Annotated in this window: 33 protein-coding genes; 22 read left to right on the top strand and 11 right to left on the bottom strand. The window is 40.2% G+C overall.

The genetic code is table 11. The features are described from left to right. Window positions 1–50 precede the first annotated feature (50 nt). Entirely contained in the window at window positions 51–725 is a 675-nt protein-coding gene (locus E0409_RS11805) for a class I SAM-dependent methyltransferase (RefSeq protein WP_131291116.1), read from the top strand. Between the two features lie 61 nt (window positions 726–786). Here the strand turns inward: E0409_RS11805 and trmB are convergent, their stop codons facing one another. The 3 genes from trmB to E0409_RS11790 form a co-directional block, all read right to left on the bottom strand. Continuing rightward, on the bottom strand, window positions 787–1,503 hold the full coding sequence (gene trmB / locus E0409_RS11800) for a tRNA (guanosine(46)-N7)-methyltransferase TrmB (RefSeq protein ID WP_131291114.1): 717 nt from the start codon (window positions 1,501–1,503) through the stop codon (window positions 787–789). Between the two features lie 226 nt (window positions 1,504–1,729). Next, the gene (locus E0409_RS17075) at window positions 1,730–1,951 is read right to left on the bottom strand and encodes an EamA family transporter (RefSeq protein WP_502699829.1); all 222 of its coding nucleotides are present in this window, start codon (window positions 1,949–1,951) and stop codon (window positions 1,730–1,732) included. Window positions 1,952–2,253: 302 nt separating this feature from the next. After that, window positions 2,254–3,702: a SulP family inorganic anion transporter gene (locus tag E0409_RS11790; protein ID WP_131291151.1), complete on the bottom strand. Its 1,449-nt coding sequence runs from the start codon at window positions 3,700–3,702 to the stop codon at window positions 2,254–2,256. Between the two features lie 219 nt (window positions 3,703–3,921). Here E0409_RS11790 and E0409_RS11785 point away from each other — a divergent pair, with 219 nt between their 5' ends. From E0409_RS11785 to E0409_RS11775, 3 genes are all read left to right on the top strand, one after another. Beyond that, complete coding sequence (locus tag E0409_RS11785) at window positions 3,922–4,533, top strand: glutathione binding-like protein (RefSeq protein WP_131291112.1); 612 nt, start codon at window positions 3,922–3,924, stop codon at window positions 4,531–4,533. A gap of 189 nt (window positions 4,534–4,722) precedes the next feature. Then, window positions 4,723–5,304: an NAD(P)H-dependent oxidoreductase gene (locus tag E0409_RS11780; RefSeq protein WP_131291110.1), complete on the top strand. Its 582-nt coding sequence runs from the start codon at window positions 4,723–4,725 to the stop codon at window positions 5,302–5,304. A 26-nt stretch (window positions 5,305–5,330) separates the two neighbouring features. Then, window positions 5,331–5,669, top strand: a complete 339-nt coding sequence (locus tag E0409_RS11775; RefSeq protein WP_131291108.1) for a putative quinol monooxygenase — start codon at window positions 5,331–5,333, stop codon at window positions 5,667–5,669. A 39-nt stretch (window positions 5,670–5,708) separates the two neighbouring features. Here the strand turns inward: E0409_RS11775 and E0409_RS11770 are convergent, their stop codons facing one another. The 5 genes from E0409_RS11770 to E0409_RS11750 form a co-directional block, all read right to left on the bottom strand. Then, the gene (locus E0409_RS11770; RefSeq protein WP_067723319.1) at window positions 5,709–6,494 is read right to left on the bottom strand and encodes a thiazole synthase; all 786 of its coding nucleotides are present in this window, start codon (window positions 6,492–6,494) and stop codon (window positions 5,709–5,711) included. A 12-nt stretch (window positions 6,495–6,506) separates the two neighbouring features. Beyond that, entirely contained in the window at window positions 6,507–6,704 is a 198-nt protein-coding gene (gene thiS / locus E0409_RS11765) for a sulfur carrier protein ThiS (protein ID WP_131291149.1), read from the bottom strand. Window positions 6,705–6,728: 24 nt separating this feature from the next. Next, window positions 6,729–7,094 (bottom strand): DUF423 domain-containing protein, encoded by a 366-nt coding sequence (locus E0409_RS11760; RefSeq protein WP_131291106.1) that lies wholly within the window; start codon window positions 7,092–7,094, stop codon window positions 6,729–6,731. Window positions 7,095–7,241: 147 nt separating this feature from the next. After that, a complete protein-coding gene (gene rpoH, locus E0409_RS11755; RefSeq protein ID WP_131291104.1) occupies window positions 7,242–8,111 on the bottom strand; it encodes an RNA polymerase sigma factor RpoH in 870 nt (289 codons plus the stop codon). 136 nt (window positions 8,112–8,247) lie between these two features. Next, on the bottom strand, window positions 8,248–8,481 hold the full coding sequence (locus E0409_RS11750) for a sulfurtransferase TusA family protein (RefSeq protein ID WP_131291101.1): 234 nt from the start codon (window positions 8,479–8,481) through the stop codon (window positions 8,248–8,250). Window positions 8,482–8,863: 382 nt separating this feature from the next. Here E0409_RS11750 and E0409_RS11745 point away from each other — a divergent pair, with 382 nt between their 5' ends. Next, window positions 8,864–9,076 carry a cold-shock protein gene (locus E0409_RS11745; RefSeq protein ID WP_004648643.1) on the top strand — a complete coding sequence of 71 codons (213 nt, stop codon included), beginning with the start codon at window positions 8,864–8,866 and terminating at the stop codon, window positions 9,074–9,076. A 98-nt stretch (window positions 9,077–9,174) separates the two neighbouring features. After that, the gene (gene rhlB, locus E0409_RS11740; protein ID WP_131291099.1) at window positions 9,175–10,326 is read left to right on the top strand and encodes an ATP-dependent RNA helicase RhlB; all 1,152 of its coding nucleotides are present in this window, start codon (window positions 9,175–9,177) and stop codon (window positions 10,324–10,326) included. Window positions 10,327–10,441: 115 nt separating this feature from the next. On the opposite strand, the gene E0409_RS11735 is transcribed toward rhlB, so the two are convergent. Next, a complete protein-coding gene (locus E0409_RS11735) occupies window positions 10,442–10,822 on the bottom strand; it encodes a hypothetical protein (protein WP_131291147.1) in 381 nt (126 codons plus the stop codon). A gap of 228 nt (window positions 10,823–11,050) precedes the next feature. On the opposite strand from E0409_RS11735, the gene E0409_RS11730 reads away from it, so the two are divergent. From E0409_RS11730 to E0409_RS11665, 14 genes are all read left to right on the top strand, one after another. Then, window positions 11,051–11,626, top strand: coding sequence for a nitroreductase family protein (locus E0409_RS11730; protein WP_131291097.1), 576 nt, complete (start codon window positions 11,051–11,053; stop codon window positions 11,624–11,626). Between the two features lie 48 nt (window positions 11,627–11,674). Continuing rightward, a complete protein-coding gene (locus E0409_RS11725; RefSeq protein ID WP_131291095.1) occupies window positions 11,675–12,748 on the top strand; it encodes an NAD(P)H-dependent glycerol-3-phosphate dehydrogenase in 1,074 nt (357 codons plus the stop codon). Window positions 12,749–12,824: 76 nt separating this feature from the next. Continuing rightward, window positions 12,825–13,280: a phosphohistidine phosphatase SixA gene (sixA, locus tag E0409_RS11720; protein ID WP_131291093.1), complete on the top strand. Its 456-nt coding sequence runs from the start codon at window positions 12,825–12,827 to the stop codon at window positions 13,278–13,280. 30 nt (window positions 13,281–13,310) lie between these two features. After that, entirely contained in the window at window positions 13,311–14,450 is a 1,140-nt protein-coding gene (gspL, locus tag E0409_RS11715; protein ID WP_131291091.1) for a type II secretion system protein GspL, read from the top strand. After that, entirely contained in the window at window positions 14,450–14,929 is a 480-nt protein-coding gene (locus E0409_RS11710; RefSeq protein WP_131291090.1) for a type II secretion system protein M, read from the top strand. The genes gspL and E0409_RS11710 overlap by 1 nt, the downstream gene beginning before the upstream one ends. A 90-nt stretch (window positions 14,930–15,019) precedes the next feature. After that, window positions 15,020–16,030, top strand: coding sequence for a quinone-dependent dihydroorotate dehydrogenase (locus E0409_RS11705; protein ID WP_131291088.1), 1,011 nt, complete (start codon window positions 15,020–15,022; stop codon window positions 16,028–16,030). Further along, the gene (locus tag E0409_RS11700) at window positions 16,027–16,614 is read left to right on the top strand and encodes a CvpA family protein (RefSeq protein WP_131291086.1); all 588 of its coding nucleotides are present in this window, start codon (window positions 16,027–16,029) and stop codon (window positions 16,612–16,614) included. The genes E0409_RS11705 and E0409_RS11700 overlap by 4 nt, the downstream gene beginning before the upstream one ends. A gap of 24 nt (window positions 16,615–16,638) precedes the next feature. Beyond that, window positions 16,639–18,177 carry an amidophosphoribosyltransferase gene (gene purF / locus E0409_RS11695; protein WP_131291084.1) on the top strand — a complete coding sequence of 513 codons (1,539 nt, stop codon included), beginning with the start codon at window positions 16,639–16,641 and terminating at the stop codon, window positions 18,175–18,177. Window positions 18,178–18,306: 129 nt separating this feature from the next. Next, window positions 18,307–20,157, top strand: coding sequence for a M48 family metalloprotease (locus E0409_RS11690; RefSeq protein ID WP_131291145.1), 1,851 nt, complete (start codon window positions 18,307–18,309; stop codon window positions 20,155–20,157). A gap of 115 nt (window positions 20,158–20,272) precedes the next feature. Beyond that, the gene (locus E0409_RS11685) at window positions 20,273–20,941 is read left to right on the top strand and encodes a hypothetical protein (protein WP_131291082.1); all 669 of its coding nucleotides are present in this window, start codon (window positions 20,273–20,275) and stop codon (window positions 20,939–20,941) included. Continuing rightward, entirely contained in the window at window positions 20,938–21,906 is a 969-nt protein-coding gene (locus tag E0409_RS11680) for a 2-hydroxyacid dehydrogenase (protein WP_131291080.1), read from the top strand. Before E0409_RS11685 ends, E0409_RS11680 begins: the two co-directional genes overlap by 4 nt. A gap of 85 nt (window positions 21,907–21,991) precedes the next feature. Continuing rightward, a complete protein-coding gene (locus E0409_RS11675; RefSeq protein WP_131291078.1) occupies window positions 21,992–23,431 on the top strand; it encodes a M48 family metalloprotease in 1,440 nt (479 codons plus the stop codon). A gap of 45 nt (window positions 23,432–23,476) precedes the next feature. After that, window positions 23,477–23,845: a GFA family protein gene (locus tag E0409_RS11670; protein WP_131291076.1), complete on the top strand. Its 369-nt coding sequence runs from the start codon at window positions 23,477–23,479 to the stop codon at window positions 23,843–23,845. A gap of 81 nt (window positions 23,846–23,926) precedes the next feature. Continuing rightward, complete coding sequence (locus E0409_RS11665; protein ID WP_131291074.1) at window positions 23,927–24,289, top strand: hypothetical protein; 363 nt, start codon at window positions 23,927–23,929, stop codon at window positions 24,287–24,289. A gap of 73 nt (window positions 24,290–24,362) precedes the next feature. On the opposite strand, the gene E0409_RS11660 is transcribed toward E0409_RS11665, so the two are convergent. Next, window positions 24,363–24,809: a GatB/YqeY domain-containing protein gene (locus tag E0409_RS11660; protein ID WP_131291072.1), complete on the bottom strand. Its 447-nt coding sequence runs from the start codon at window positions 24,807–24,809 to the stop codon at window positions 24,363–24,365. 32 nt (window positions 24,810–24,841) lie between these two features. Next, window positions 24,842–25,057 (bottom strand): 30S ribosomal protein S21, encoded by a 216-nt coding sequence (gene rpsU / locus E0409_RS11655; RefSeq protein ID WP_001136722.1) that lies wholly within the window; start codon window positions 25,055–25,057, stop codon window positions 24,842–24,844. A gap of 145 nt (window positions 25,058–25,202) precedes the next feature. Here rpsU and tsaD point away from each other — a divergent pair, with 145 nt between their 5' ends. Beyond that, complete coding sequence (gene tsaD / locus E0409_RS11650; protein ID WP_131291070.1) at window positions 25,203–26,219, top strand: tRNA (adenosine(37)-N6)-threonylcarbamoyltransferase complex transferase subunit TsaD; 1,017 nt, start codon at window positions 25,203–25,205, stop codon at window positions 26,217–26,219. Between the two features lie 127 nt (window positions 26,220–26,346). Continuing rightward, on the top strand, window positions 26,347–26,493 hold a 147-nt coding region (locus E0409_RS11645), incomplete at its 3' end, for a DUF4372 domain-containing protein (RefSeq protein WP_131291068.1).

The following is a 26,493-nucleotide window of genomic DNA, read 5'->3' as shown; positions in this document are numbered from 1 at the left end:
TTAAACTGAAATAAATAAAATTAGGCAATGTATTGTAAAAGGAGGTGGGTATGGCAAAGGATTTTAAGAGCCAGTATGTGGTTGATGGCTATGATGAGCATATTCAAAAATTAATTCCCGGCTATGATGTTGTACACCAGCAAATCAAAGCTTTATTGCAAACCTATGCAGATGAATATGCACATGTATTGATTGTGGGTTGTGGTACAGGTTATGAGCTGGGCTATCTATTGCGATCGTTTCCTGACTGGACGTTTACTGCAACAGAGTTGTCGGAAACCATGCTGGATAAAGCCAAACATCATATCCATTCCTTAAATGCATCGCATCGGGTGGAGTTTGTGTTGGGAGATGTAGACCAGTTAAAAACAGGTCAAACATACGATGCAGCACTTTCTATTCTGGTCACGCATTTTGTAGATTATTCAGATAAGCCAAAGTTCTTTAAAGCAATTTATTCACGTTTAAAACATCAAGGACTATTCATTACTTTTGATTTGACCCGGATCAAGTCAGAGCAGGAACTGGAAATACTGAAACATGTATGTGAGGCAAACGGCTTAACGACTTCACAATCTGCGGCAATGATTGAACGTTTAGATGATGACTTTTATCCGCTTTCGGAACAGGAAACATCTGAACAATTGAAATCAAGTGGGTTTCATTCTGTGGAGCGCTTTACCCAAATTTTATCCTATCAAGGTTATCTGGCTGTAAAAGCTTAAGTATCGAGTATAAAAAATGGCTCATATTAATGAGCCATTTTTTTGAACTTGTTTTTCAAGTTTATTTAATTTTCTTGAACAGGAAGTCGTTAATTTTATGACCTTCCTCTAAACCGCGACGTTCAAACTTGGTTTGTGGGCGCCAGTCAGGGCGAGGGTAGCTGTTGCCTTTACCTGCCATATTTTCAAGATTTGGACGGTTATCTAATACATCCAGCATCCATTCAGCATACGGTTCCCAGTCTGTAGCTGAGTGGAAAGTACCGCCCATCTCCAGTTTTTGTTCAACCAGTGGCATACGGTCATGCGATACGAAACGACGTTTGAAATGACGTTTCTTTTGCCAAGGATCAGGGAAGTAAAGCTGTACAGCATTAATGCTGTTGTCAGGCATTTCACGAAGCACTTGAATGGCATCGGCATCAAGTAAACGTAGGTTGGTTATACCCGCGATACCGGCTTCATATACACATTGCGCGATACCGGGAACATGAACTTCGATACCGACATAGTTGCGTTCAGGGTTGGCTTTTGCCATAAGCACCAGTGAACGCCCCATGCCAAAACCAATTTCAACCGTTAAAGGGCGTTCTGGATGTTCAAACTGTTGACGTAAATCACCCACCGGATATTCCAAAATTAGGTGACCATATTGTTCAAGCGCAGTACGTTGAGAGGTATTTAGCGGAGATGAACGACGCATGAAAGTGACAATTTCGCGATGTTCATTCAAGTTGTCCAGCTCGACGACTTGCGGGTCTAATTGATCGTTCGACATAACTTTGGCAAATGTAAAAAATTCGAATGCGGTATTTTAAGTCCTGAGCCTAACAAGTCAAACTTTTTCATTTTTAAGATGCGACAAAGACCGCAGAGTCATGCTGTTGTTACGTCATTATTTGCTGTAATGGAAGTTGAGACCCAAGAAATAACGGGGTTAAGTTGTGCGTATTGATTATTTTATAAAAAATATTGGCTTAGAAGATTTTAAAAGAAAATCTACATTATTTTAATGCAATGGTAAGTACGCCAAGCGCAATCAGGACAATACCCAAATATTCTTGCAGGCTGAGTCGTTCATCTAAAAAAACTACAGCAAAAAGGGTGACTAAAACTACACTGAGTTTATCAATCGGTGCCACTTTCGAGGCTTGACCGAGTTGTAATGCCCGAAAATAACACAGCCATGATGCGCCAGTTGCTAAAGCTGACAAAGTTAAAAACAACCAGGTTTTACCTGAAAGCAGTCAGGGATTCTGCCATTTGCCTAATCCCCAAACTATTAAACTTAATACAAAGACAATAATCACAGTGCGAATGAGTGTGGCTAGGTCAGAATCGACCTGTCACAAACCCACTTTGGCAAAAATGGCAGTTAAGGCCGCGAAACAGGCAGATAATATCGCCCACATAAACCAGTGATTCGTATTCATAGTACTGCCTATAATTTTTTTAGTTTTCGGCTGCCATCCTATTGAAAATTTAGGAATGATAGCCGCCATGATCTCACTGTTATTTTAATCAAAAGTTAAAGCGGATTATAGCGATCAATTAAAGTGCTACTCGCCTCATTTAATCCCATAATTTCGACTTGAATATTTTGATCTCTAAATTTCTGTACCACAGTGTTCAACATATTGACCGAAGTAATATCCCAGATATGTGCATGGGTGAGATCAATCTCAACCTTAGAGATCGTTTCTTTAAAGTCAAAAAATTGGAAAAATTTGTCTGAGCTGCTAAAGAAAATTTGTCCTGAAATCGTGTAACGACGTGTTGATTGATTGACTAATACTGAGCTGACTTTTACTTCGCTTTCAAGCTTGTTGATGATGAACAGCGCAGACAGTAGTACACCAATAAAAACCCCTAATGCAAGATTATGGGTAGCCAATACCACAATAACGACTGCGATCATCACCACATTAAATGAAGCAGGATGCTTGTGGAACTGTCTGACAGAGCCCCATTGGAAGGTGGTAAAAGACACCATAATCATAATCGCAACTAATGCTGCCATTGGGACATAAGCCAGCCAATCTTTCAGAAACACCACCAAACACAGCAGAAAGACGCCGGCAACCAGCGTGGAAAGTCGAGTACGTGCCCCAGAACTGACATTAATAATGGATTGACCAATCATGGCACAACCCGCCATACCGCCCATAAAACCGCTGACGATATTGGAATAACCCTGACCACGACATTCCTGATGACGGTCGCCTTCAGTTCCAGTAACTTCATTAATCACAGTGGTGGTCATCATGGTTTCCAGTAAACCAACGGTAGCCAGAGTGATGGAATAAGGGAAGATGATCTGCAGTGTTTCCAGATTCAGTGGAATTTCTGGAATCAGGAAAATAGGAAGTGTATCTGGAAAATGTCCCAAATCACTCACGGTACGCATGTCAGCACCCAAAAATACTGCTAAAGCACTGAGTACCACAATACAAATTAAAGGTGAGGGAATTGCTTTACCCATTTTCGGGATATGAGGAAACAGGTAAATAATCACCAGACCCATCGCCATAAATAAATAGCCTAAGCTATTCATCTTGCTAATTTCCGGCAATTGGGCAACAAAAATTAAAATCGCCAAGGCATTTAAAAAACCATAGACCACGGACTGTGAGACAAAGCGCATCAGTTTGGCGACTTTAAAATATCCCGCAATCACTTGAATGATCCCGGTCAAAATCGTTGCTGCGAGTAAATACTGCAAACCGTGATCTTTGACTAAAGTAATCATCAACAAAGCCATGGCACCTGTGGCAGCAGAAATCATGGCAGTGCGACCGCCAAAGAAAGCAATGCTGACGGCTATACAAAATGACGCATATAGACCGACTTGCGGATCGACACCGGCAATGGCTGAAAAGGCAATTGACTCGGGGATGAGGGCTAAACCCACAACCAAGCCTGCTAATACGTCAGTACGGATATTGGAAAACCATTCTTCTTTTTTAAGGCTAATCACAAGGTTAATTTTCATCAAACTTTAAAGCCGGGTATGTTAAAACAGTTTTATAGAAAAAAGCACATCAGATTGACTTGAAAAATATTGGATTTTGGACAATATTCTAAAGGTAAAGGTTTTTTACGCATTGATACTTTTTTGCAATTTACAGGTACGATCACTTGAAAGTTTGTTAGAAGAGATTTAAAACAGTTAATAGTTAAATAACAAGGATCAGATATGAAGCTCTATTACGCCCCGGGCGCGTGTTCACTAGCATCACATATTATTTTAAATGAAATTAATGTCGATTTTGATTTAGAGCGTGTAAATTTAAAAACTCATAAAACAGAAAAAGGTGCTGATTATTACACAATTAATCCAAAGGGCTATGTTCCAGCTTTAGAAATTAATCCCGGTTTGATTCTGACTGAAAATGTGGCCATTTTACCGTTTCTTGCACAACATGATCCCAAACAAGATTTAATTCCGCCATCAGGTTTAGGGCGTGCCAAAGTTCTTGAATGGCTGGGTTACTTGAACTCTGAATTACATGACGCTTATGCGGTATTTTTCGGTGCATCATTGTCGGATGAAGCGAAAGAAAAAGCTTATGCAGAAATTGACCGTTTGCTTGTCTATATTGAAAAAGCCATTGCTGAGTCTGATAACGATTATTTAGTTGATGATAATTTTGGTCCGGCAGATGCCTATTTATTTGTGTTAACCAATTGGTCGAATGGTATTGGACATGATTTAACGCCGTATAACAATATTATTGCCTTGCGCAATAAAGTGGCAGAACGTCAATCCGTACAAATCGCGATGCGTGATGAAGGTTTAATCCCTTAATTTTTTGCATTGATTTGAAAAAGCACCTGAGGGTGCTTTTTTCTTGGGTATTCAAATTGTGAAATGTTGAATGATTAGATAATTCTATTATTGATTTTTTATCAATAGTATTTTGCAAATTCATAAATTTTTGTCAATAAAATAGTTGCGTATATTGGCCACTGAAAACAAATCCTCCAAGGCGAATGAATGAGTAATATCCTGATTGTGAATGGTGCCAAGCAATTTGCACACTCGAATGGCGAGTTAAATGATACGTTGACTGAGTTGGCAAATGCTGTGCTTAGCGAACTGAGTCATCGCATTAAAATTTCTCGTGCAGATAGCGACTATGAAATTCAGCAAGAAATTCAAAAATATGTATGGGCGGATGTCATTATTTATCAAATGCCCGGCTGGTGGATGGGTGCACCGTGGACAGTAAAAAAATATATTGATGATATTTTTACACAAGGGCATGGAACTTTATATGCCAGTGATGGTCGATCACGCTTGGATGCATCGAAAAAATATGGTTTAGGTGGTCTCATTCACGATAAAAAGTATATGTTGTCGTTAACCTGGAATGCACCCATTGAAGCGTTTAATGACACCGACCAATTTTTTAATGGGGTTGGTGTTGACGGGGTATATCTGCCATTCCATAAAGCCAATCAATTTTTAGGAATGAAAAGTTTAGACACCTTCATCGTAAATGATGTGATAAAAATTCCGAATGTCGCTGAATATGAACATAAATATCGTCAACATCTGATGGATGTTTTTGCCTGATGAATAATGTGTTTAAGGAGCAAACTATGTTGGTTGTTATTGCAGATATCCAGATTCGATCAGGTGTCCAACATCGTGAAAATGTGTTAAACGCATTTAGAAAAATAACACCTGTAGTGTTGCAGGAAGATGGGTGTTACGGCTATGAGTTGCTGGTCGATTATGAATCGAATGTTGATTATCAGACTAAATCACCTGATTCAATTACCATGTTGGAACATTGGGAAAGTATTGAGCATTTGAATGCTCATTTACAAACACCCCATATGAAAGCCTATCAACAACAAGTTAAAGACGATGTGCTTGATGTCAAAATCCGGATTATGCAAAAGGGTTTAACCATTAACGATATTCTTGAAATATAAAAAAGGACTCATTTGAGTCCTTTTTTAATGACTTTAGCTTTATTTAAAGAAATAACCGGTTTCAGGTGAACTTGCATTGGCCATACGTTTACGTGGCATACGGCCCGCTAAAAACGCTTCGCGACCGGCTTCAACCGCTTTTTTCATCGCAGAAGCCATTAAGATTGGATTTTGCGCGGCAGCAATAGCGGTATTCATCAATACGCCGTCACAACCCAGTTCCATTGCAATTGCAGCATCACTCGCTGTACCCACACCGGCATCTACCAATACAGGAACTTTGGCATTTTCTTTAATAATAGAAATGGTGTGCGGATTTAAAATACCTAACCCTGAACCAATCAGGCTACCTAAAGGCATAATCGCCACACAGCCCATGCTCTCTAACTCTTGAGCCACAATCGGGTCATCCGAGGTGTAGACCATGATTTCAAAGCCATCGTCAATTAAAGTACGAGCGGCTTTCAAGGTTTCGGTGATATTCGGATAAAGGGTTTTTTCATCACCCAATACTTCCAGTTTCACTAGGTTGTGACCATCCAGAAGTTCACGTGCAAGCATACAGGTACGAATAGCACTGTTGGCATCAAAACAGCCAGCTGTATTTGGCAGAATGGTATATTTTTCAGGTGGCACAACAGAAAGCAAATTCGGCTGGTCAGGATGCTGTCCAATGTTCACACGACGAATCGCAACCGTGACAATCTCTGCACCGCTGGCTTGAATGGCTAAATCGGTTTCAGTTAAATCTTTATATTTACCTGTACCGACCAATAAGCGTGAATTAAATGTACGAGAACCAATTATAAGGGGGGTATCTTCCATGGGAGCTCCGAATTAGCCGCCACCGACGGCATGAATAATTTCGATATGATCTTCAGCGCAAATCGGAGTGTGTGCCAATCTGCTTTTGGAAATGATCATTTCATTCTGTTCTACAGCAAATCGTTTGCCTTCTAAGGCTAATTCTTGAATCAATTCTAATAAATTAGTACATGAGGTATTTTGCGATTCGCCATTTAAATAAATATGCATAGTCATTTCTCCCTGTTCCTTAATTTATTTTGCGTATTTCCATGCATTCCACGCCAGTACCAGCCAACCTGCAATCATTAAAGCTCCACCAATGGGTGTGATGGCGCCTAATACACGCGGTAAACCTAAGGCCATCACGTAGAGTGAGCCACAGAAAAAGAAAATGCCGACTTGAATCAGCATGAAACTGGCTTTAATAGGCAGTTGGGGAATAACTTTGCTTAGAATGGCGAGTGCCAAAAGTCCAAGGGCATGATAGAAAAAATAATCAGTTGCTGTATGCCACCAAGCCAATTGAGCTTCGCTTGCATGTGCTTTTAAGCCATGCGCGCCAAATGCACCCAGCATGACCGCAAATGCCAAGTTAAGGGCTGAAATTGCAATCCACATAAGCAATTATCACCTGAGGAAATTTGCGCCTAACTTAGCATATTTTATGCTTTGCACAAAAGGCTAAAAGCAACAACATCAATGTCTAAATCATAAAAAAGGGCACGCAGCCCTTTCTTTAAAAACGAATAAAATGAGTCCAATAGCTTAGTTAGAAGACATTGCGACTTTAATTTTTTCCATGGCATTTTTTTCTAACTGACGAATACGTTCCGCAGACACATTATATTCAGCTGCCAATTCATGCAGCGTTGATTTTTCATCATCTAGCCAACGGCGCTGCAAAATGTTGCGTGAACGGTCATCCAGCTGATCCATTGCACTATGCAGGGCAGAAGTACTTTGTTGCTCGTAGTCTTCTTCTTCAGCTAAACGTGCTGGATCGTAACGATTATCTTCTAAATATAAAGCCGGTGCGACATGCGTTGAACCTTCATCATCGTCATCACCCTGAGCTTCAAATGCTGCATCGTATGCGGTTAAACGGCCTTCCATTTCCAGGACTTGTTCTGGTGTTACATTTAAGTCATTGGCAATCGATTTTGCTTCTTCGAGTGTCAGCTTTTTACTCGATTTTTTTAAGCTACGTAAGTTAAAGAAGAGTTTACGTTGCGCTTTGGTGGTCGCAATTTTAACAATACGCCAGTTACGAATCACATATTCATGAATTTCAGCTTTAATCCAATGCACGGCAAAAGAGACCAAACGCACACCCATAGTCGGGTCAAAACGTTTAACCGCTTTCATTAAGCCCAGGTTGCCTTCCTGAATCAGGTCGCCCTGTGGCAAACCATAGCCGGCATAACTACGTGCAATATGGACCACAAAACGCAAATGAGACATGACCAGCATTTTTGCAGCGTCTAGGTCTTGGTCGTAATAATACCGTTCGGCTAACTCTTTTTCTTGTTCAGCCGTTAAAATAGGAATCTGATTGACAGTACTTATATAAGCACCGAGATTTACCCCTGGCGCCGATAATGACAGGGGCATCAATTGATTGCTGCTGTCACTCATGTGTTCTCCTTCAGAATGGATGACATAACCACTTAAATTTTATCTTAATCCAATATTTTCCTGAAATAAGGAATATTGGGTAGAGAAATGTAATTTTTTATGCAAATTTGAAAAGTTCTAGTTTAATTGAAAATAATTAAGATTCAATTAAGTAGTGATATTCAGTATCAGTTATTTTTGTCATATTGCATTTCAATTGATGCATTTGGCAATAGCGAGTTACATCTTGCTGACTATGCGGATCTGAAGATTTTAATAAAAATAGATGATCTGATTTATTCTTGATCGCTCGCTTAAGCATCAATAATGGCATGGGGCAAGGTTTGCCCATTGCATCTATGATAATCGCTGGATTGGCTAGATCATTCATCTCATTAAATTTCTGACAAAACGTTCTGAAATGTTAGCAAATTTGGTGCCAAAGCTAAATGAAATTATATAATCTCAACATAAAAAGTACTGATATAAAATAGATAAATAATTAGTAAAATAAAACTCAATCAAAAGGAAAATTATTCAAAAAAAACAGTATGAATTGTTATAAACCCGTGGTAAGCTCGTCGCGTATTCAAATTAATGACACTGTTAAATTTGTCTTAAAGTTGAATATTAAAATGGATGTAACCGGGATTTTGTTAATAGTAATACAGAATGATTACAAGCTTAGAAATAATAAATATTTTTAAACCTTGTTTACTCTGCTGTTTGCAACACCGGGTGGTCCTTCTATTAAATACAATGAGGATTAACTTATGACAGCTCGTGAACAAGGCGTAGTTAAATGGTTCAACGACACTAAAGGCTTCGGCTTTATTCAACGTAACGGTGGCGATGACGTATTCGTTCATTTCCGCGCTATCCAAGGTGACGGTCACCGTTCACTTCGTGACGGCCAACGTGTTGAATTCAGCGTAGTTAAAGGTCAAAAAGGCTTCCAAGCTGAAGAAGTACAACCTTTAGACTAATCGCCTGATTATTCATGAGAACGCCCCAATGTAATTTGGGGCGTTTTTGTTTATAATAGGCTACAATTTTCCTGATTATTAAGTTAGAGCGCATTTATATGTCATCTGGTTTTGAAACCTTAAATTTACATCCGAAACTTAAACAAGCTATTGATGCTTTAGGTTTCAAAGAAATGACACCGATTCAGGAAAAGGTTTTAAAATTTACTTTGGCTGGACACGATGCCATTGGTCGTGCACAGACAGGTACCGGGAAAACAGCCGCTTTCTTGGTCAGTGTGATTAATGATTTGCTCAATAATCCGATTAAAGAACAACGTTTTCGTGGTGAAGCACGTGCGTTAATTCTTGCTCCAACACGTGAGTTGGCTTTACAAATTGAAAGTGATGCTAAAGAGTTAACCAAATTTACCGATTTGCATGTGGTTACCTTGTTGGGTGGTGTTGATTTTGATAAGCAAAAAGCACAACTGGATAAACAATTTGTCGATATTATTGTGGCGACACCCGGTCGTTTAATTGATTTTGTAGAACAAAAAGAAGTGTGGCTGGATCAAATCGAATTTTTAGTGATTGATGAAGCGGACCGTATGCTGGATATGGGATTTATTCCATCGGTAAAACGAATTGTGCGTTATTCACCGCGTAAAGAACAGCGTCAAACGCTCATGTTCTCTGCAACCTTTAGCTATGATGTTTTAAATTTGGCGCAACAATGGTTGTTTGAACCCGTGACTGTTGAAATTGAGCCAGAAAAGAAAACCAATGCAGACGTTGAGCAACGTGTTTACATGGTTGCAAAAACAGATAAATATAAATTGTTGCAAGAAATTTTGCGCGATGAACCGATTGAAAAAGTCATGATTTTTGCCAATCGTCGTGATCAGGTGCGTAAACTGTATGATCATTTAAAAAGAGATGGTTATAAAGTCGTGATGTTGTCCGGTGAAATTGCACAAGACAAGCGTACCAAAATGCTCGATCAATTTAAAAATGGCCAACATAATATTATGATTGCAACCGATGTTGCCGGTCGTGGTATTCATGTGGATGGTGTTTCACATGTGATAAACTTTACTTTGCCTGAACAATCAGATGATTATGTACACCGTATCGGTCGTACCGGTCGTGCTGGTACACGGGGTGTCAGTATTAGTTTCTTGTCTGAAGATGATGCGTTCTATCTTCCAGAAATTGAAAAAGCCATTGGTCAAAAACTACCTTTAACCCGTATGGAAGGTTATTGTTAATTTTGATAGTAAATAAAATATAAAAGAAAAGCCGCTTATTTAAAGCGGCTTTTCTTTGTGTGCTCAAAACATCATATCTTATTGATGTAATGACATAAACTTATCATTTAGATATTTAGTTTGCCCGGCAAGTAAATGTTAGAACTGTTTGGTAGTCATCATCCCGAGCTAGACTGCCACTTTTTCCTGCTATAGTACCTAGAACGCTGGTTGCAGCCTGAATCATTTGTCCAGTTTTTTCATCAACAACACCTTTTAAAGCACCATTGTATTCAGTTTTTTCATCAATCACGACTGGAGTGGCCTTTTTGCCGCAGGTATTGTTGGCAGCAGTAATCGCATTATTTTTAGAAATGAGACTACTTTTACCTACACCGGTCACTTCATACTGATTATTTTGTTTTTGAATGGCTAATGATGTTGTTGGATTGGATGTACATGCAGTTAAGGCAAGAGCAACCGCAACTGTGGAAGAGAGTAGAAAAACTTTATTCATCTTTTTCCCCTGATTTGTTTTAAAAAGAATAAAAAACATTTGAGCATAACTTTTTGGATGCTTTTTGAAAGACTTGTATGAAATATGCAGTTTTATATGGTTCCTCTGTGATTGCCATCCCATATCAGGCTGGAATTGAGTGGAGGGCATTGCCTAATTGCTCTAGAGTATCGGAATAAGAATATGCTAATCTTAATGAAATATTTTAGTACACAGATATAGAAGTTAATGACTGATTCAGCGGTAGATATGGTTCATTTTAATATTCATCAACGTCAGTCGATTGGTCATTTAGTTGAGCCTGCGCCAAATGCAGAACAGTTGGAAAAAGCTTTTCAAGCTGCATTGACTGCACCTGATCATCACCGTTTAAAGCCGACTCGTTTTGTGGTGATTTCAGCGGATCAACGTGAAGCTTTTGGTGAATTGTTGTCTAAAGCTTTGGCGGATTTAGGGGAAACAGATCAGACTCAGTTAGATCGGGTTAAAAACCATCCATTTCGTGCGCCACTTTTGGTTTTGGCCTTGACTCAATTTCAGCCACATCCCAAAGTTCCTAATTTTGAACAAACCTTAAGTACCGGTGCGGCAATACAAAACTTTTTGTTGTCGCTCCAAGTGCAGGGTTTTTCAACCATGTGGCGAAGTGGTGCTGTAATTGAGTCGAAGTTATTTAAACAGGCTTTAGGTCTTGCAGAAGATGATTTAATTTCTGGAATTATTTATATTGGAACTGCAGCAAAAGCAATTCCTGCACGTGCAGAAATAAATAGCCAAAATTATGTGAGTTATTGGAATAAATAACTTTATTGAATACTGAGTCATTAAATACTGAGTTGAGATATAAAAATAATGTCAGAGTTGAATTTTTCGGATCTTGTTGAACCTGTTTCAGTTGATCAAAAAACGGCGTTACGGGTAACAGTTTTAGGTGGTGGTAGTTTCGGTACTGCGATGGCAAATACAGCAGTGCGTAATGGTTGCGATACCATGATCTGGATTCGTGATGAGGTTGCTGCAGCAGAAATTAATCAAACCCATGTCAATAAACGTTATCTACCCGATTTTACTTTAGAGTCCGGTTTGAAAGCGGTGACTGATTTAGAAACAGCTGTTTGTAATCGTGACATTATTTTAGTGGCAATCCCCAGCCATTCTTTTCGTGATGTGCTGAAACAAATTAAACCATTCATTACTTCACAGGCGGTCATTTCTTTAACCAAAGGCATTGAAGCAAAAACCTTTAGTTTTATGAGTGATATTATTCGTGAAGAATTACCTGGAGTGCCTTATGGTGTACTTTCTGGGCCGAATTTAGCCAAAGAAATTATGGCAGGACAACCCGCGGGTACGGTGATTGCAAGCCAGTCTGAACTGGTGCGTTATGCAGTACAACAGGCTTTACACAGCGCATTATTCCGTGTGTTTGCCAGTGATGATGTACATGGTGTGGAACTTGGTGGTGCATTGAAAAATATCTATGCCGTTGCAATGGGTATGGCTGCTGCCTATAAAGTGGGTGAAAATACCAAGAGTATGATTTTAACCCGTGCACTAGCCGAAATGAGTCGTTTTGCAGTGAAACTGGGTGCAAATCCGCTGACTTTCCTGGGTCTATCTGGTGTTGGTGATTTATTTGCTACCTGTAATAGCCCGCTCAGCCGTAACTATCAGGTTGGTTTTGCTTTGGGTTCTGGTAAAAGTCTGGAACAGGCAACCAAAGAATTGGGTCAAACGGCAGAAGGGATTAATACCATTATTCAGGTACGCAGCCGTTCAGCAGAATTGGATGTGTATATGCCAATTACCAGTGCTTTATATGATGTGATTTTTGAAGGCGCACCGCCTTTAAGCATTGCACTTTCACTGATGAAAAATGGGCATCGTAGTGATGTGGAATTTGTTTTGCCACACCATGAAGTGTAATTTCAAATATTTGAATAAATAAGCTCTGTCATAAAGCTGGGTTATAATTGCTGCATATTGAAAATAAGGAAATTTTATGCAACTCACTTTAGTCCGTCATGGTGAAGCCTCTCCTGCAGTCAATGGAAATGATGACAAACGTCCATTAACCAAGCGAGGGCATAAACAGGCGCAACAAACTGCAGAGTATTTAAAGGACATGATTCAACCCGATGTATTTGTGGTGAGTCCTTTATTGCGTGCACAAGAGACTTTGGCGCATCTGCAACATTATTTTAATGATGTACCTGTGCTGGTGTGTAATAAGATTAAACCTGAAGATGATGCGAAATCAGCAGTTGAATGGTTGTCGCAGTTGCCTTATGAGTCGATTGTTGTGGTGTGTCATATGAATGTAGTGGCGCATATTTCATCATTGTTGACAGCCGAGCCGTTCCATCCGTATGCTCTGGCTGAAGCGCGTATTTACGAGCAAGCAGTCATTGCTGTTGGATTATCAACACAGTTAAAAAGTTTTATTCCAAACACATAACATATTAATTAAAATGGCAGAAAAACATTAATGTTGTATTTATGGATGCCTGAAGCCAGTGGGGTTTGGCAATGGTCGACTGGAGAGAGCTGGTATCCAGCCTCTAGTCTTGAGCATTTGATTCAAGAGACGCAAGCCCATCATGGTGAAGAAGCCATCGTGTTTTTTCCGAGCCGTGATGTGCAAATGCTGCAACAGGCTTTAGCCAAATCACAATATAAAAAATTGGGTGTGGAAGGGGTTAAATATCTATTAGAAGAATTTGTGGTTTTACCCATTGATTCAATGAAGGTATTGCATCATTTTCAAAATCCAGATCAGCTGGTCATTTTGGGTGTGGCAAATAGCACAGTGGAAATGCTACAACATGCCTTGAGCTTGATTCCGGTCAAAGTCATTTCCTTATTGCCAGACTTTCTGATTTTACCCATTCCTGACGCAGGTCAAGCCATCATTGCCAATGTATCGGGGCGTTTGCTGGTCCGTGAAAATGAATTTATGGGAAATTCGGTTGATGATTTAGCCTTATTTTTAGATTATCAGCCTCAGGGTCAATCTTATAAAATTAGCAATTTTACTGCTGAACAAATGCAAAGCCTTGAAGCCATGGTCACGCATGAGCAGATAGAATTTTTTCATTACGAAGTTCCTATCTTAAAAAAAGCCAAAGCTCATCCTTTTAATATTTTGCCGAAAGCGAAAAACAGCACTGCTGTAGCAGGGTATTGGAAAGCATGTGCTGCTGTGTTGCTCGCGGCTTTAATGATTCAATTTAGCTATGATGCAACACGCTGGTATAAATATAGAAAAGTGGCAGATCAGACTGCGTTACAAGCGATTGAGCAATATAAATACTGGTTTGGGCAGAGTAGCCGTGTCACTGAGCAGAATTTAAAAAGTCAGTTTGAAAGTCATGTACGCTTGAATAAAAGTGCCAACACTCAAGCCTTGCAGTTACTCAGCCGGGTGGGGCCAGTTTTAATGCAAAATCAAATTGTGGCCAATCGTATCAACTACGATGCTTCAGTTTTAAATATGGAACTGAAAGCCAATTCTGCTACGGCATTGCAAACTTTAACCCAACAACTGAATCAGCAAGGGTTTAAAGTTGAATTAGGCAATATTCAGCCGAATGGCACCGGTGCAATTGGATTGGTGAAAATACAATAATGAAAACATCAGAAAAACTGCAAAGCTCGATTGATCAATCGATAGAAAAAATCACAGATTACTTAGATCGGTTGTCTGTGCGTGAACGCTATCTGGTGATTTTTACCACCATTTTTGTTCTGGTTGCGGCCATTGGCTCGGCACTTTGGTTCATGCATGCAGCGGCCAACAAGCAGCAAAATCGGGTCAATGATTTAAAAGACATGATGGTCTGGATGCAAAGTAATGCCGTGACCATGAAACCTGCGGATGATTTGCAGTTAAGTGCGGCAGATAAAGTGCAACGTGTTGCCCAGCAGCAAGGGTTATCGGTTGCATCACAGCAAGCAGGTGAGCAAATTCAAATTGTGGCAGCACATGAAAATTATGCCATTTTGGCAAATTTTTTAACCCAATTGGCTCAGCTGGGACTAAGTCTTGAGAAAATAGAGCTAATTTCTGAGGCGGGTCAGATTAAATTAACAGCGACAGTGCAATAATGGGTAAAAATAAAGATCTGCTAAGCATGGTGTTTTCTATGGGCTATGCCTATAATATGGCGACTTAAAAAGCAGTAGACTTTTACAGATATGTTGTATTCTCTTGCCCGCCCTTTGTTGTTTTCTTTAGCACCAGAGCGTGCACATGAGCTGACACTATCGTTATTGAAATCAGCTCATCGCATGGGCATGATGCGTCAAAGCATTGCCTCTAAACCCGTCACTTGTATGGGGATTCAATTTCCCAATCCAGTGGGTTTGGCTGCCGGCTTAGACAAAAATGGCGCTTATATTGATGCCCTGGCTGGACTGGGGTTTGGTTTTATTGAAATTGGAACCATTACACCGCGTCCACAAGCGGGCAATCCGCATCCCCGTTTATTCCGTTTACCTGAAGCCAAAGCCATTATTAACCGTATGGGTTTTAATAATGACGGGGTAGACAAACTGATTGAAAATGTCAAAGCTGCAAAATTCAAAGGCATCTTGGGAATTAATATCGGTAAAAATGCCGATACTCCGGTTGAAAATGCAGTTGATGATTATCTGATCTGTCTGGAAAAAGTCTATAACTACGCATCTTATATCACTGTTAATATTTCATCACCGAATACTAAAAATTTGCGTAGCCTGCAAAGCGGTGATGCACTGACAGAATTGCTGGAAACATTAAGAAAGCGTCAGCTTGAACTGGCTGAAGAACATCAGCATTATGTACCTTTGGTGCTTAAAGTTGCTCCAGATTTAACTCCTGAAGATATCGAATTTATTGCAAAGCAATTGATCCAGTTTAAAATTGATGGTTTGATTGTGACTAATACCACTTTGTCACGTGAAGGCGTGGAAAATCTCAAGCATGGTAATGAAGCGGGTGGCTTGTCTGGTGCGCCAGTCTTTGAAAAAAGTACCGCTTGTCTTGCAGCATTTTCAAAAGCATTGAAAGGTCAAATTCCATTGATTGGTGTCGGCGGTATTTTGTCAGGTGAGCAGGCAGTTGCAAAACAAGCTGCTGGTGCAAGCCTTGTACAAATTTATAGTGGCCTCATCTATACAGGTCCAACACTGGTTAAAGATTGTGTTGATGCGCTAAATACACCATGAATACATTGGATATCTTCATACTGATTATTTTGCTCATTGGAGGGCTAAACGGTTTGCGACAAGGATTGGTTTCAGCCTTTGCGAACTTGGTAGGATGGATTTTTGCACTCATCATCGGTGCAAAATACGCAACCATCCTGGCACCTTCGATGGTCTCACTCAGTGGAGATCCAGTAGTACAAAAAATTGCAGCTTTTGCATTTATTGTATTGGTCATGGTGGTGTTAACCTGGGTTATTACTGCATTCCTCAACAAGATATTAAAGAGTCTAAAACTTGGCCCCCTCAACAGATTGGCAGGTGGTGCTTTTGGCTCTTTAAAGGGCTTAATGATTGTACTTATTACCATGCAGGGCATTGGTCCTTGGGTGGAAAGTTCTCCGCACTGGAAACAGTCTAAATTTGTACAACTCCTGATCCCTTATGCACCATGGGCCGCCGAGCTTTCTAAAGAAGCCGCACATGGAGCGCTCAACCATATCAAGTCCGATGAAGGTGCGCCGACATCTTCCGACTCATCGTCTGATAAAACGCCGAAGCATGCAGCGCGTACAGATGAATCAACAAATAATCCTTTTTATTAATCCTAGCTTGTTTGCGAGGTTGCTATGTGTGGAGTAGTTGGTATAGCTGGTAAATCACCTGTTAACCAAATGTTGTTTGATGCATTAACGATGTTACAGCATCGTGGTCAGGATGCAGCCGGAATAGTAACTTGTCATGAAGGGCGTTTGTTCCTGCGTAAAGACAACGGTATGGTACGAGACGTCTTTCATACGCGTCACATGCGTGCACTGCTAGGTAATTACGGTATTGGTCATGTGCGTTATCCAACTGCAGGTTCTTCAAGCAGTGCGGAAGCACAGCCGTTTTATGTGAATTCGCCTTATGGTATTACCTTGGCGCACAACGGTAACTTGACCAACGCTGAAGAAATTCATGATGATTTGTTCAAAACAGATCTTCGTCATATGAATACCGATTCAGATTCTGAAGTGCTTCTAAACGTTTTTGCGCATGAAATGCAAAAAAGTGGCAAGCTGAATCCAACTGCAGAAGATGTTTTTCAGGTGGTTTCACGAGTACATGAGCGTTGTAAAGGTGCTTATGGCGTTGTGGCGATGATTACTGGGCATGGTCTGGTGGGTTTCCGTGATCCAAACGGTATTCGTCCACTGATTTATGGTTCGCGTGAAACTGAAAAAGGCATGGAATATATTATTGCTTCTGAATCAGTGGCAATTACTGCTTTAGGCTTTAAAGTGGAACGTGATATTGAACCGGGTGAAGCAATTTTCATTACTTCAGAAGGTGAAATGTTCACCAAGCAATGTGCGGAAAATCCTGAATATCGTCCTTGTATCTTTGAATATGTCTATTTTGCACGTCCAGATGCAATCATTGATGGCATTTCAGTTTATAAAGCACGTTTGAAGATGGGTGAAAAACTCGCGTATAAAATTTCGCGTGAGTGGGGTGAAGAACACGATATTGATGTGGTGATTCCAATTCCAGATACCTCGCGTACTTCAGCTTTGGAACTTGCCAATATCTTGGGCGTTAAATTCCGTGAAGGCTTTATGAAGAACCGTTATATCGGACGTACCTTCATTATGCCGGGTCAGAAACAACGTGAAAAATCAGTTCGTCAAAAATTGAACCCGGTTGAACTTGAGTTTAAGGGCAAGAATGTTTTGCTGGTTGATGACTCGATTGTTCGTGGTACGACCTGTAACGAGATTATTCAGATGGCGCGTGATGCCGGTGCGAAGAAAGTATTCTTTGCTTCAGCTGCACCGATGGTGAAATATCCAAACGTGTACGGTATTGATATGCCTGCGAAAGATGAGCTGATTGCATCGGGTCGTAGTGTTGAAGAAATTCGTGAAATTATTGGTGCCGACCGTTTGATTTTCCAGGATTTGGAAGATTTAAAAGGTGCAGTACGTACCAGTAAAGTACCTGCACTGCAAGAATTTGATTGTTCAGTTTTTGATGGTGTGTATGTAGCGGGTGGAATTGATGCGGCTTATCTGGATGAGCTTGAGCGCAAACGCAATGATTCTGCAAAAAAAGCCGTTGGTGGTTATATTGATGTGAATATTGATGCTGCATCGGTTGATCTGACTGGAGTGAAAGAGGGATAAAATTCTTCTTAATTCTATGAAAAGCGGGAATTTCCCGCTTTTTTAATTTATGATGAGTGAACAAATACAAGGTGATAAAGGATCTTCACATTGAATAGTGCGGGTTATTCTTTTATTCAAAACAAAAATATGGTTTGGTCTGCGAGTATTTGTGTGCTTGCGGTGTTGCTCACACTATTCATTTTAAATACGATTGCGGGGTTGTGGGTATTTTATCTTGATCCTACCCAGTCTGTTTTTTGGCATGCTTTGAGCCCTTATTTAATCGTGCTGTTGCTGAGTGTGATGGCGATTTCCGTCCTGTATGAATTTTATGTATTTCGTTCCGGTGGGCATTCGCTGGCAAAACAGTTGGGTGCACGTCGCTTAAGCTTAATTGAAAGTATTCCTGAAGAAAGTCTTGCACTCAAAATCACTGAACAATTGGCAGATACCTTTTTAATAGATACCCCCGCAGTCTATGTACTTCCCAATGAAGTGGGCGTAAATGCTCTCACGGCAGGTTTTTATCCGCGTGATATTGTGATTATTCTGACTTGGGGTGCATTACAAAATTTAGATGAATTGGAACTTTATGGTTTGTTAATCCATGAGTTTAATAAAATTTTATCCGGTGAAACGGCAGAAAATACCCGTCTAAAAATTCTTTATAGTAGTCTCACCACTTTTAGCCAGTGGGGCAGTAAAATTGCCAAACTGGGCTTTACCAAGCATGGTCAAGCACGTACGCATAAATTTGCCACTTCCTTTGTTGCGATGGGTGGGGTGATTTGGTTGATTGGAAGTCTGGGTGTTTTAATCACTCGATTTATTAAATATATTTCATTGGGTGGGCGGACATTTAAAAATGATCAAAAGACCAGGCGTCTGATTCAGAATGATGCCAATGTGCAAACGCTATTAAGAATTTATGTGCATCATTCCGGTTCTCAAATTCACAGTGAATATGCGGAATCCATTTCTCATATGTGCTTTGCCAATTCTTTAAGTCCACAAAACTGGATGAATATCCATCCCAGTATTGAACAGCGTATTTATGAGCTGAACCCAGGTTTGGTGCAGGATTTACAGCTCGAAAATTTAAAAAAATTACGTAATCAGCCGCTATTTAGTTTGTTCCGGTCACTGGATGAAGTGAATAGTGAAATATATTCACCGTGGAGTTCACCCCAACCGCTTCCGCTGTTACGTTTATCACCGATTAGTTTTGCAATTAATGATGCAATTAAACCTTTAAATCCAGAAATTCGAAATAATATGCGGCGCCCTGAATTAATACAGCGGGCATTACAGACGGCAACCGGTTCGCGAGAAGTAATGGTGTCGATTTTAATGATTCGACAGTATCGTGAATTTATTCCGGCAGATGCGGAAGTGAGTCGGGCAATTGTTGATTCATTACTCAATTTAGACGGTCGTGTTCATATTTCTATTTTTCGTGAAGCCTGTAAAAATATTGGGGCAATGCCTGCCACCATTGCACGGCAGTTTTTAATGAAACTGGCGCGAATTATTCAAGAAGATGGTGAAATTGGATTGCTGGATGCCTTGTTGCTTGAATATGTGAAATTTGAATTGAATCTTCTGCCATTGCATACACCGACTTCATTGGAAGAAGTTAAACCGCATATTGTGCGTCTGATAGATGCCTTGTTGCATGTGCAGCAAATCAATAGCCAGAATCAACTGGAGGTACGTGAAAAGATTCTCAAGCGTGTCCTGACTGCAAAAGAGCAGGAGATGTATACCGAAATCTCGGATGAGCCAATTGATTTGGCAGAAATCTTAAATGATATCGCAGGCTTACTATTACGTGACCGTTTAAGTATTTTAGGTATTGCCGAAGTGTGCCTGTGGAATGACCGTATTATTACCCAGGATGAACTGGATGTTCTGGAATTGCTGTATTGGCGTTTGGGTTTTGAAACGGATGAAATTATTGAACAAATGCAGAAAAAAAATCGTTTGATGATTGTATAAACAAGCTGCGATAAAATTATAGATGAGTGATGATTAAACTAATCTTTAATAAAAGATCAGCAAAAGACAAGTAATCTCGTTAGAATACCAAGCATTCAATGGGTGATGAAAAAAGATGATAGGGCATCAGCGTGACATACTGGCAACATTAGGAATTGATATCTGGGTTCCTAAGGGTGCTGCGTGTCAAAAAATGCCGTCTTCATCCATTTGGCGAGATCAAGCCGCACCCGAATATCTGAGCGAAATTGTGGTGGCGAAAGCTCAATCACCCATACCACCACAGCCAAAAACTGAACAGCTTAAAACGCTTGATCGACCAGAACAGTTGCCAACGCCAACCCTGGCTGTCAAAGAGGTTCAAGCTGAAGTTGTGCCTCAAGTTATTGAGGAACGACCTGCGCTACACATCGCAGCTTTTCAATTGCAGGCTTTTGGTTTGCCACATTGTGTCATCGTGATTGATGCTACTGAGCTGAGCGCTGAACAACAGCACCTGTGGAATAATATTCAGCAAGCCCTTCGCGCTGAATATTATGAATTGCAGTGGCCATTTCCTTTAATGAATTTCCAGGATGGTCGCGGTGCGGAAAGTTATGTACAAGGTTTTGTAGATGCCATTAGCGCGGATAAAAATATTATTTTTTTAGGGCAATTTCCTTATTTTAATCATTCAAAAAGTATGCATTTAGCTGGTCTGCAAGAGATGCTGGATCAGCCATTATTAAAAAAACGCTTATGGCAATTTATGCAAAAAACCAACCAAAACATGGATGCTACATGAAAAAGAAAGTTGTTGTTTTTAGTCAGTTAGATCAAGAGATACTGCAACGTTTACAAGCTCAATATCAGGTTGAAGTCATTAATCCAAAATTGGGTGATGTTAACCATCAGATCCGTGAACAGGTCAAAGATGCAGATGGCATGATTGGTGCAGGGCGTCTACTGAATGCGGGTAATTTGGACACGGCACAGCAACTTAAAATTATTTCCAGTGTTAGCGTGGGTTATGACAACTACGATCTTACCTATTTAAATCAGAAAAAAATCTGGTTATCTAACACGCCGCATGTGCTTACAGAAACCACAGCCGATTTAGCGTTTACCTTATTGATGAGTGCTGCGCGTAAAGTTTCTTATTTGGATCAATGGACCAAGCAAGGTCAATGGAAACGTACAGCAGCTGAAGCTCAATTTGGACACGATATTTTTGGCAAAACCTTAGGCATTGTTGGTCTGGGTAATATTGGTGCTGCTGTGGCACGTCGTGGCTTTTATGGCTTTAATATGAATATTCTTTATCATAATCGTCGTGAAAAACTGGAATTGGCACAACCTTTAAATGCAAGATATTGCGGTCTGGATGAATTATTACAACAATCAGATTTTGTTGTGGTCGCTGTTGATTTAAATACAGAATCTAAAGCGTTGATCGGTCAGCATGAGTTTGATCAGATGCAGCCACATGCGGTGTTTGTGAATATTGCTCGTGGTTCTGTGATAGATGAGCAGGCCTTAATTGAAACCTTAAAAGCAGGTAAAATTTTTGCTGCCGGGTTGGATGTCTATGCAAAAGAGCCTCTACAAGAATCAGAGCTGTTTAATTTAGACAATGTGGTAACTTTGCCACATGTCGGTTCTGCAACTGCAGAAACACGTAAAAAAATGGCTGAACTGGCGTATCGTAATTTGGTTGATGCACTGGAAGGACGAACACCACTTTCTGTGGTGAATGCTTCATTTTCTTAAAATTTGATAACACTTCATTGCAAATCCCTCCAATTTTCAATGTTATAGTCTGATAAATTGAAAAAAGCAGTTTGAGAATATAACATTGAAACGGTTTCTATTAGCTTGCAGTATTGGTTTGGTCTCAGTTATGGGGCCGGCACACAGTGCTAATATGAATTCAACACCACAGTTTAATGTTCCTGAAATCGGCAGTGGAGTCGGTTTAATTGACCAACAAAAAGAAAAAATGATTGGCGAAAAAGTATTTCGTGAAGTTCAAAAACAAATGCCTGTGCTGCAAAATCCATGGTTAGAAGATCAATTGGTCAGTGTATTTTCCCATATTTTAAGTCAAACTCAGCTTGGGCAGCCTATAGGCCTGGTCATTATCAATGACCCTCAGATTAATGCTTTTGCTGTTCCTGGTGGGCTGTTTGCCATTAACACCGGGATGGTGATTTCTGCCCGAAATATGGATGAAGTAGCGGGGGTGATGGCACATGAAGTTGCACATGTATCACAACGTCATTACAGTCGTTCACAAGAGGCCTTTAAGGGGCAGGGCTTACTGACTTTAGCAGGGCTTTTGGTGGGTGCTTTGATTGCCTCGCAAGCGGATGGTGATGTGGGTACGGCGGTGATGTTAGGTTCGCAAGCTGCATTAATGGATAAGCAGTTGAATTACAGTCGTAACCAGGAACGTGAAGCTGACCGGATTGGCATGCAATATATGTATACTGCGGGTTATAGCCCACAAAGTATGGCGGACTTTTTTGAAGTCATGGATCGATCAACCAGTAAGGTTAGTTTTTTGCCAGACTTTTGGTTGACGCATCCTTTAAGTACAGAACGGATGAGTGAAGCACGTTTACGCGCCAATCAATTCCCCCGAGTAAAACCAAGTTTGCATGATGAAGATTTTGAAATACTGAAATGGTACAGTCGGGTAATTTCTAATCAGACCACTGAACAGCAATTACAGATTTTAGCCAATCGTAAAAATTTTGCAGGGCAGTTGGCTCTATCCGCTTTTTATCTAAAACAAGGCGACTATGTTTTAGCTCAGCAAGTTTTAGATCAGGCAAAGGCACAGCAGCGCTTAAATAATTTGTTGGTTTTGATTCAAACCGATATTTATTTGGGGCAAAACAAAACTGATGAAGCATATAGGGCGATTCAGTCTGCCGCACGAATTATGCCTGAAAATCGAGCTTTGGCTTTCAAGCTGGCGGAAGTCTATATTCGCCAAAAACAACCTGCACAAGCATTAAATCTCGTTCAGCGTTTTTCCAATAAGAATCCTCGTGATATTCAGGCCTGGCGCTTGATGCAGCAAGCTGCAAATATCGATCAGCAATCCCCAGTTAGAACGGTAAATGTATTGCGTTATCGGGCAGAAGTTGAATATTGGTCTGGCTGGGAAGAAAATGCAATTAAATCATTATTACATGCCCAGCGCTTGGTCAAAAATAATGAGCTGTTGTCTGCAAAATTAAAAATGCGCATTAATGAAATGCAAAAAGAGCGTCAGCTAAGAATCTAATTGCAGATGATTATTTTGCAATGATAATAAAAAAAGGAGTTAAGCATGATAGAAGGTCAATGCTTATGTGGAATAGTCAAGTATCGTTATCATGGTGAAATTGAAAAAACCATCATATGTTACTGCAAAGACTGTCAAATGGCTCAAGGCTCAATCTTTGGCTGGAACAGTCCTTTGCAGAAATCCAAATTTGAAATTGGCAGTGGAATTAAATTTCTAAAAGAATATTTTCATAGTCCGAATAAAGCACGGGTTTTTTGTCAGGAATGCGGCAGTCCGATTTATTCATATCGGGTGGATTTGCCAGGCATTATTCGTTTACGCTTAGGGACGGTGACTTCGGGTGAATTACCGGCACCTACAGAGCAAGCTTATATTCAATACAAGCCATCTTTTCTGCATATTGATGAATAAAATCTACATCTAAAAACTTGAAGTATATGATAATCTTAGGCTGCATTTGTATTTCTAACGATGAACAATATTGATTGAATGATGAAAAAAATATTATTTTCCTGTTTTTTGATGGGGTGCGCGACATCAAATGTTGCCTTGGCTAGTGTAGAGCAATACGTGGCAGCCGTGGATAAAATTTCTAAACAGTATAAGCAGGAAACCAGAAACTTTTTTAGCGGTTTGGATGCCCAGCAAAGCAGTTTTACACCACAACAGCAAGTTCAATTCTGTGGAATCGTGGATAATTATGTGGAGCAGTTGTATCAAGCGGCAGATCGAAACAGGGATTCTTTAGACCGTCAATTTAGACAGATGACCAAGCAGGATGTGATTCATCAAGTGATGTTATCAAAAGAAATGCTGATTTTGAAAAAATATAATGTTCAGTGTGATCTGAAATAAGAAGAGCATACGCCTGAACTGTCTTTGAATAAAGGCAGTTCAACGTTAAAGAAAGAATGATCTAGAAGTGGGGTTATGCAAGTTTAGCTTTAATTTTAGCTGAAACTTGTGCAGGATCGGCGCGCCCGGCTATGAGCGGACGCAGAGAATTCATCACCTTACCCATATCTTTCATGCTAGTAGCTTCTTGAGCAGTAATAGCCTGCGCAATGATAGAATCAAGCTCGTCCTCAGTCATAGCTGCTGGTAGAAATTGAGAAATAACTTCAATTTCGGCTTGTTCCTTACTAGCTAAGTCTTGTCGATTAGCACCTTCGTAGGCTTTAATCGAATCTTTACGTTGTTTGATTTGCTTTTCAATGACCGCAAGAACTTGAACATCGTCAAGCTCTTTGCGCTCATCGATTTCGATTTGCTTAATTGCCGCCTGAAGACCACGAATTACCGTTAACTTCGACATTTCTTTTGCACGCATAGTTGCTTTCAAAACGTCCGTTATTTGGTTTTTTAAAGTAGTCATTTATCTTGTCCAGGCAGTCAATCACAAATTAATTAGTAAAGGCGAGTAGTACGTACAGATTCACGCGCCAATTTCTTTTGGTAGCGTTTAACTGCAGCAGCTTTTTTACGTTTACGTTCTTGAGTTGGTTTTTCGTAGAATTCGCGTTTACGAACGTCAGCTAAAACACCAGCTTTTTCGCATGAACGTTTGAAACGACGGATAGCTACGTCTACTGGTTCGCCTTCTTTCAATTTAACTTGTGGCATGAAGAATCCTCATAAGTTATGGATAAGATCTATGGCAGGATTGCCTTAGATCACAAGTGAAGGACAGTATTTTACTCATTTACATCTCATATCACAAGTCTATAATAGCTTTAGCAATATTTAGATACGGGTAAAAGGCAGTTTAATGATCGTTCTTGGCTTAGAAACTTCTTGTGATGAAACTGGGTTAGCACTCTATGACAGTGAAGTCGGCTTGATAGGACAGGTGTTATATAGTCAGATTAAACTGCATGCAGAATATGGTGGTGTTGTTCCGGAACTGGCTTCACGAGACCATGTCAGAAAATTAATTCCTTTAATGAATCAGTTGCTTGAACAAAGTAATATTAAAAAATCACAAATTGATGCCATTGCATATACGCGTGGTCCAGGCTTGATGGGCGCATTAATGACGGGTGCATTATTTGGTCGTACCTTGGCATTTGCACTCAATAAACCGGCCATTGGTGTGCATCATATGGAAGGTCATATGCTTGCGCCTTTATTATCTGCGACACCTCCAGAGTTTCCGTTTGTCGCTTTATTGGTCTCTGGTGGACATACCCAGCTCATGGCAGCGCATGGTATTGGTCAATATGAATTGCTGGGCGAATCGATTGATGATGCAGCGGGTGAGGCTTTTGATAAAGTCGCGAAAATGATGGGCTTGGCCTATCCGGGGGGACCGAATATTTCTAAATTGGCATTGCAAGGCAGCGCAACAGCCTTTGATTTCCCACGTCCGATGTTGCATCAAGGTTTAGACTTTTCTTTCAGTGGTTTAAAAACTGCGGTTTCAATTCAATTGAAAAAAGTTGAAGGTCAAAACCGTGAAGCAGATATTGCCGCATCCTTCCAAGAAGCCTTGGTGGATACCTTGGTGAAAAAGTCCGTTAAAGCGCTGAAACAAACTGGTTTGAAACGTTTGGTGATTGCAGGTGGGGTGAGTGCCAATAAACGTTTACGTGAACGTTTGGAAGCAGATTTAGCCAAAATTCAAGCACAAGTTTATTATGCAGAACCAGCTTTATGTACCGATAATGGCGCAATGATTGCCTTTGCAGGTTATCAACGTTTAAAAGCAGGGCAGTGTGATGGTTTGTCGGTGACGACGACTCCGCGTTGGCCGATGACGGAATTGACCAATCCTTCAGAAGTATAAGTTTTGATTATTTAAAAAGAGGCTGAAAGCCACTGCTGTCCCATAGTTTGATTTAAATAAAAAAACCTGAGTCCGAACAGTTAAAATATGAGTGCAAACAAACACTTTAACGACCAGGATTCAGGTTTTGTCACATCAGAATACCGTATTTCATCAGTTAATTAAACCAGTCTTACGACAAGATTTTGAACGGCTTGCTAAACAACATCATGTTGGGCAGAAATTCAGATCTGCTTCTCGATGGGATCAGTTTATTGCCCTGTTAATGTCCCAA

Origin of the sequence: Acinetobacter sp. ANC 4862 (genome assembly GCF_004336635.1) — a bacterium.
GTDB lineage: Bacteria > Pseudomonadota > Gammaproteobacteria > Pseudomonadales > Moraxellaceae > Acinetobacter.
The sequence above is the reverse complement of the archived record's forward strand: the minus strand, read 5'-3'. Positions and strand labels throughout refer to the sequence as shown.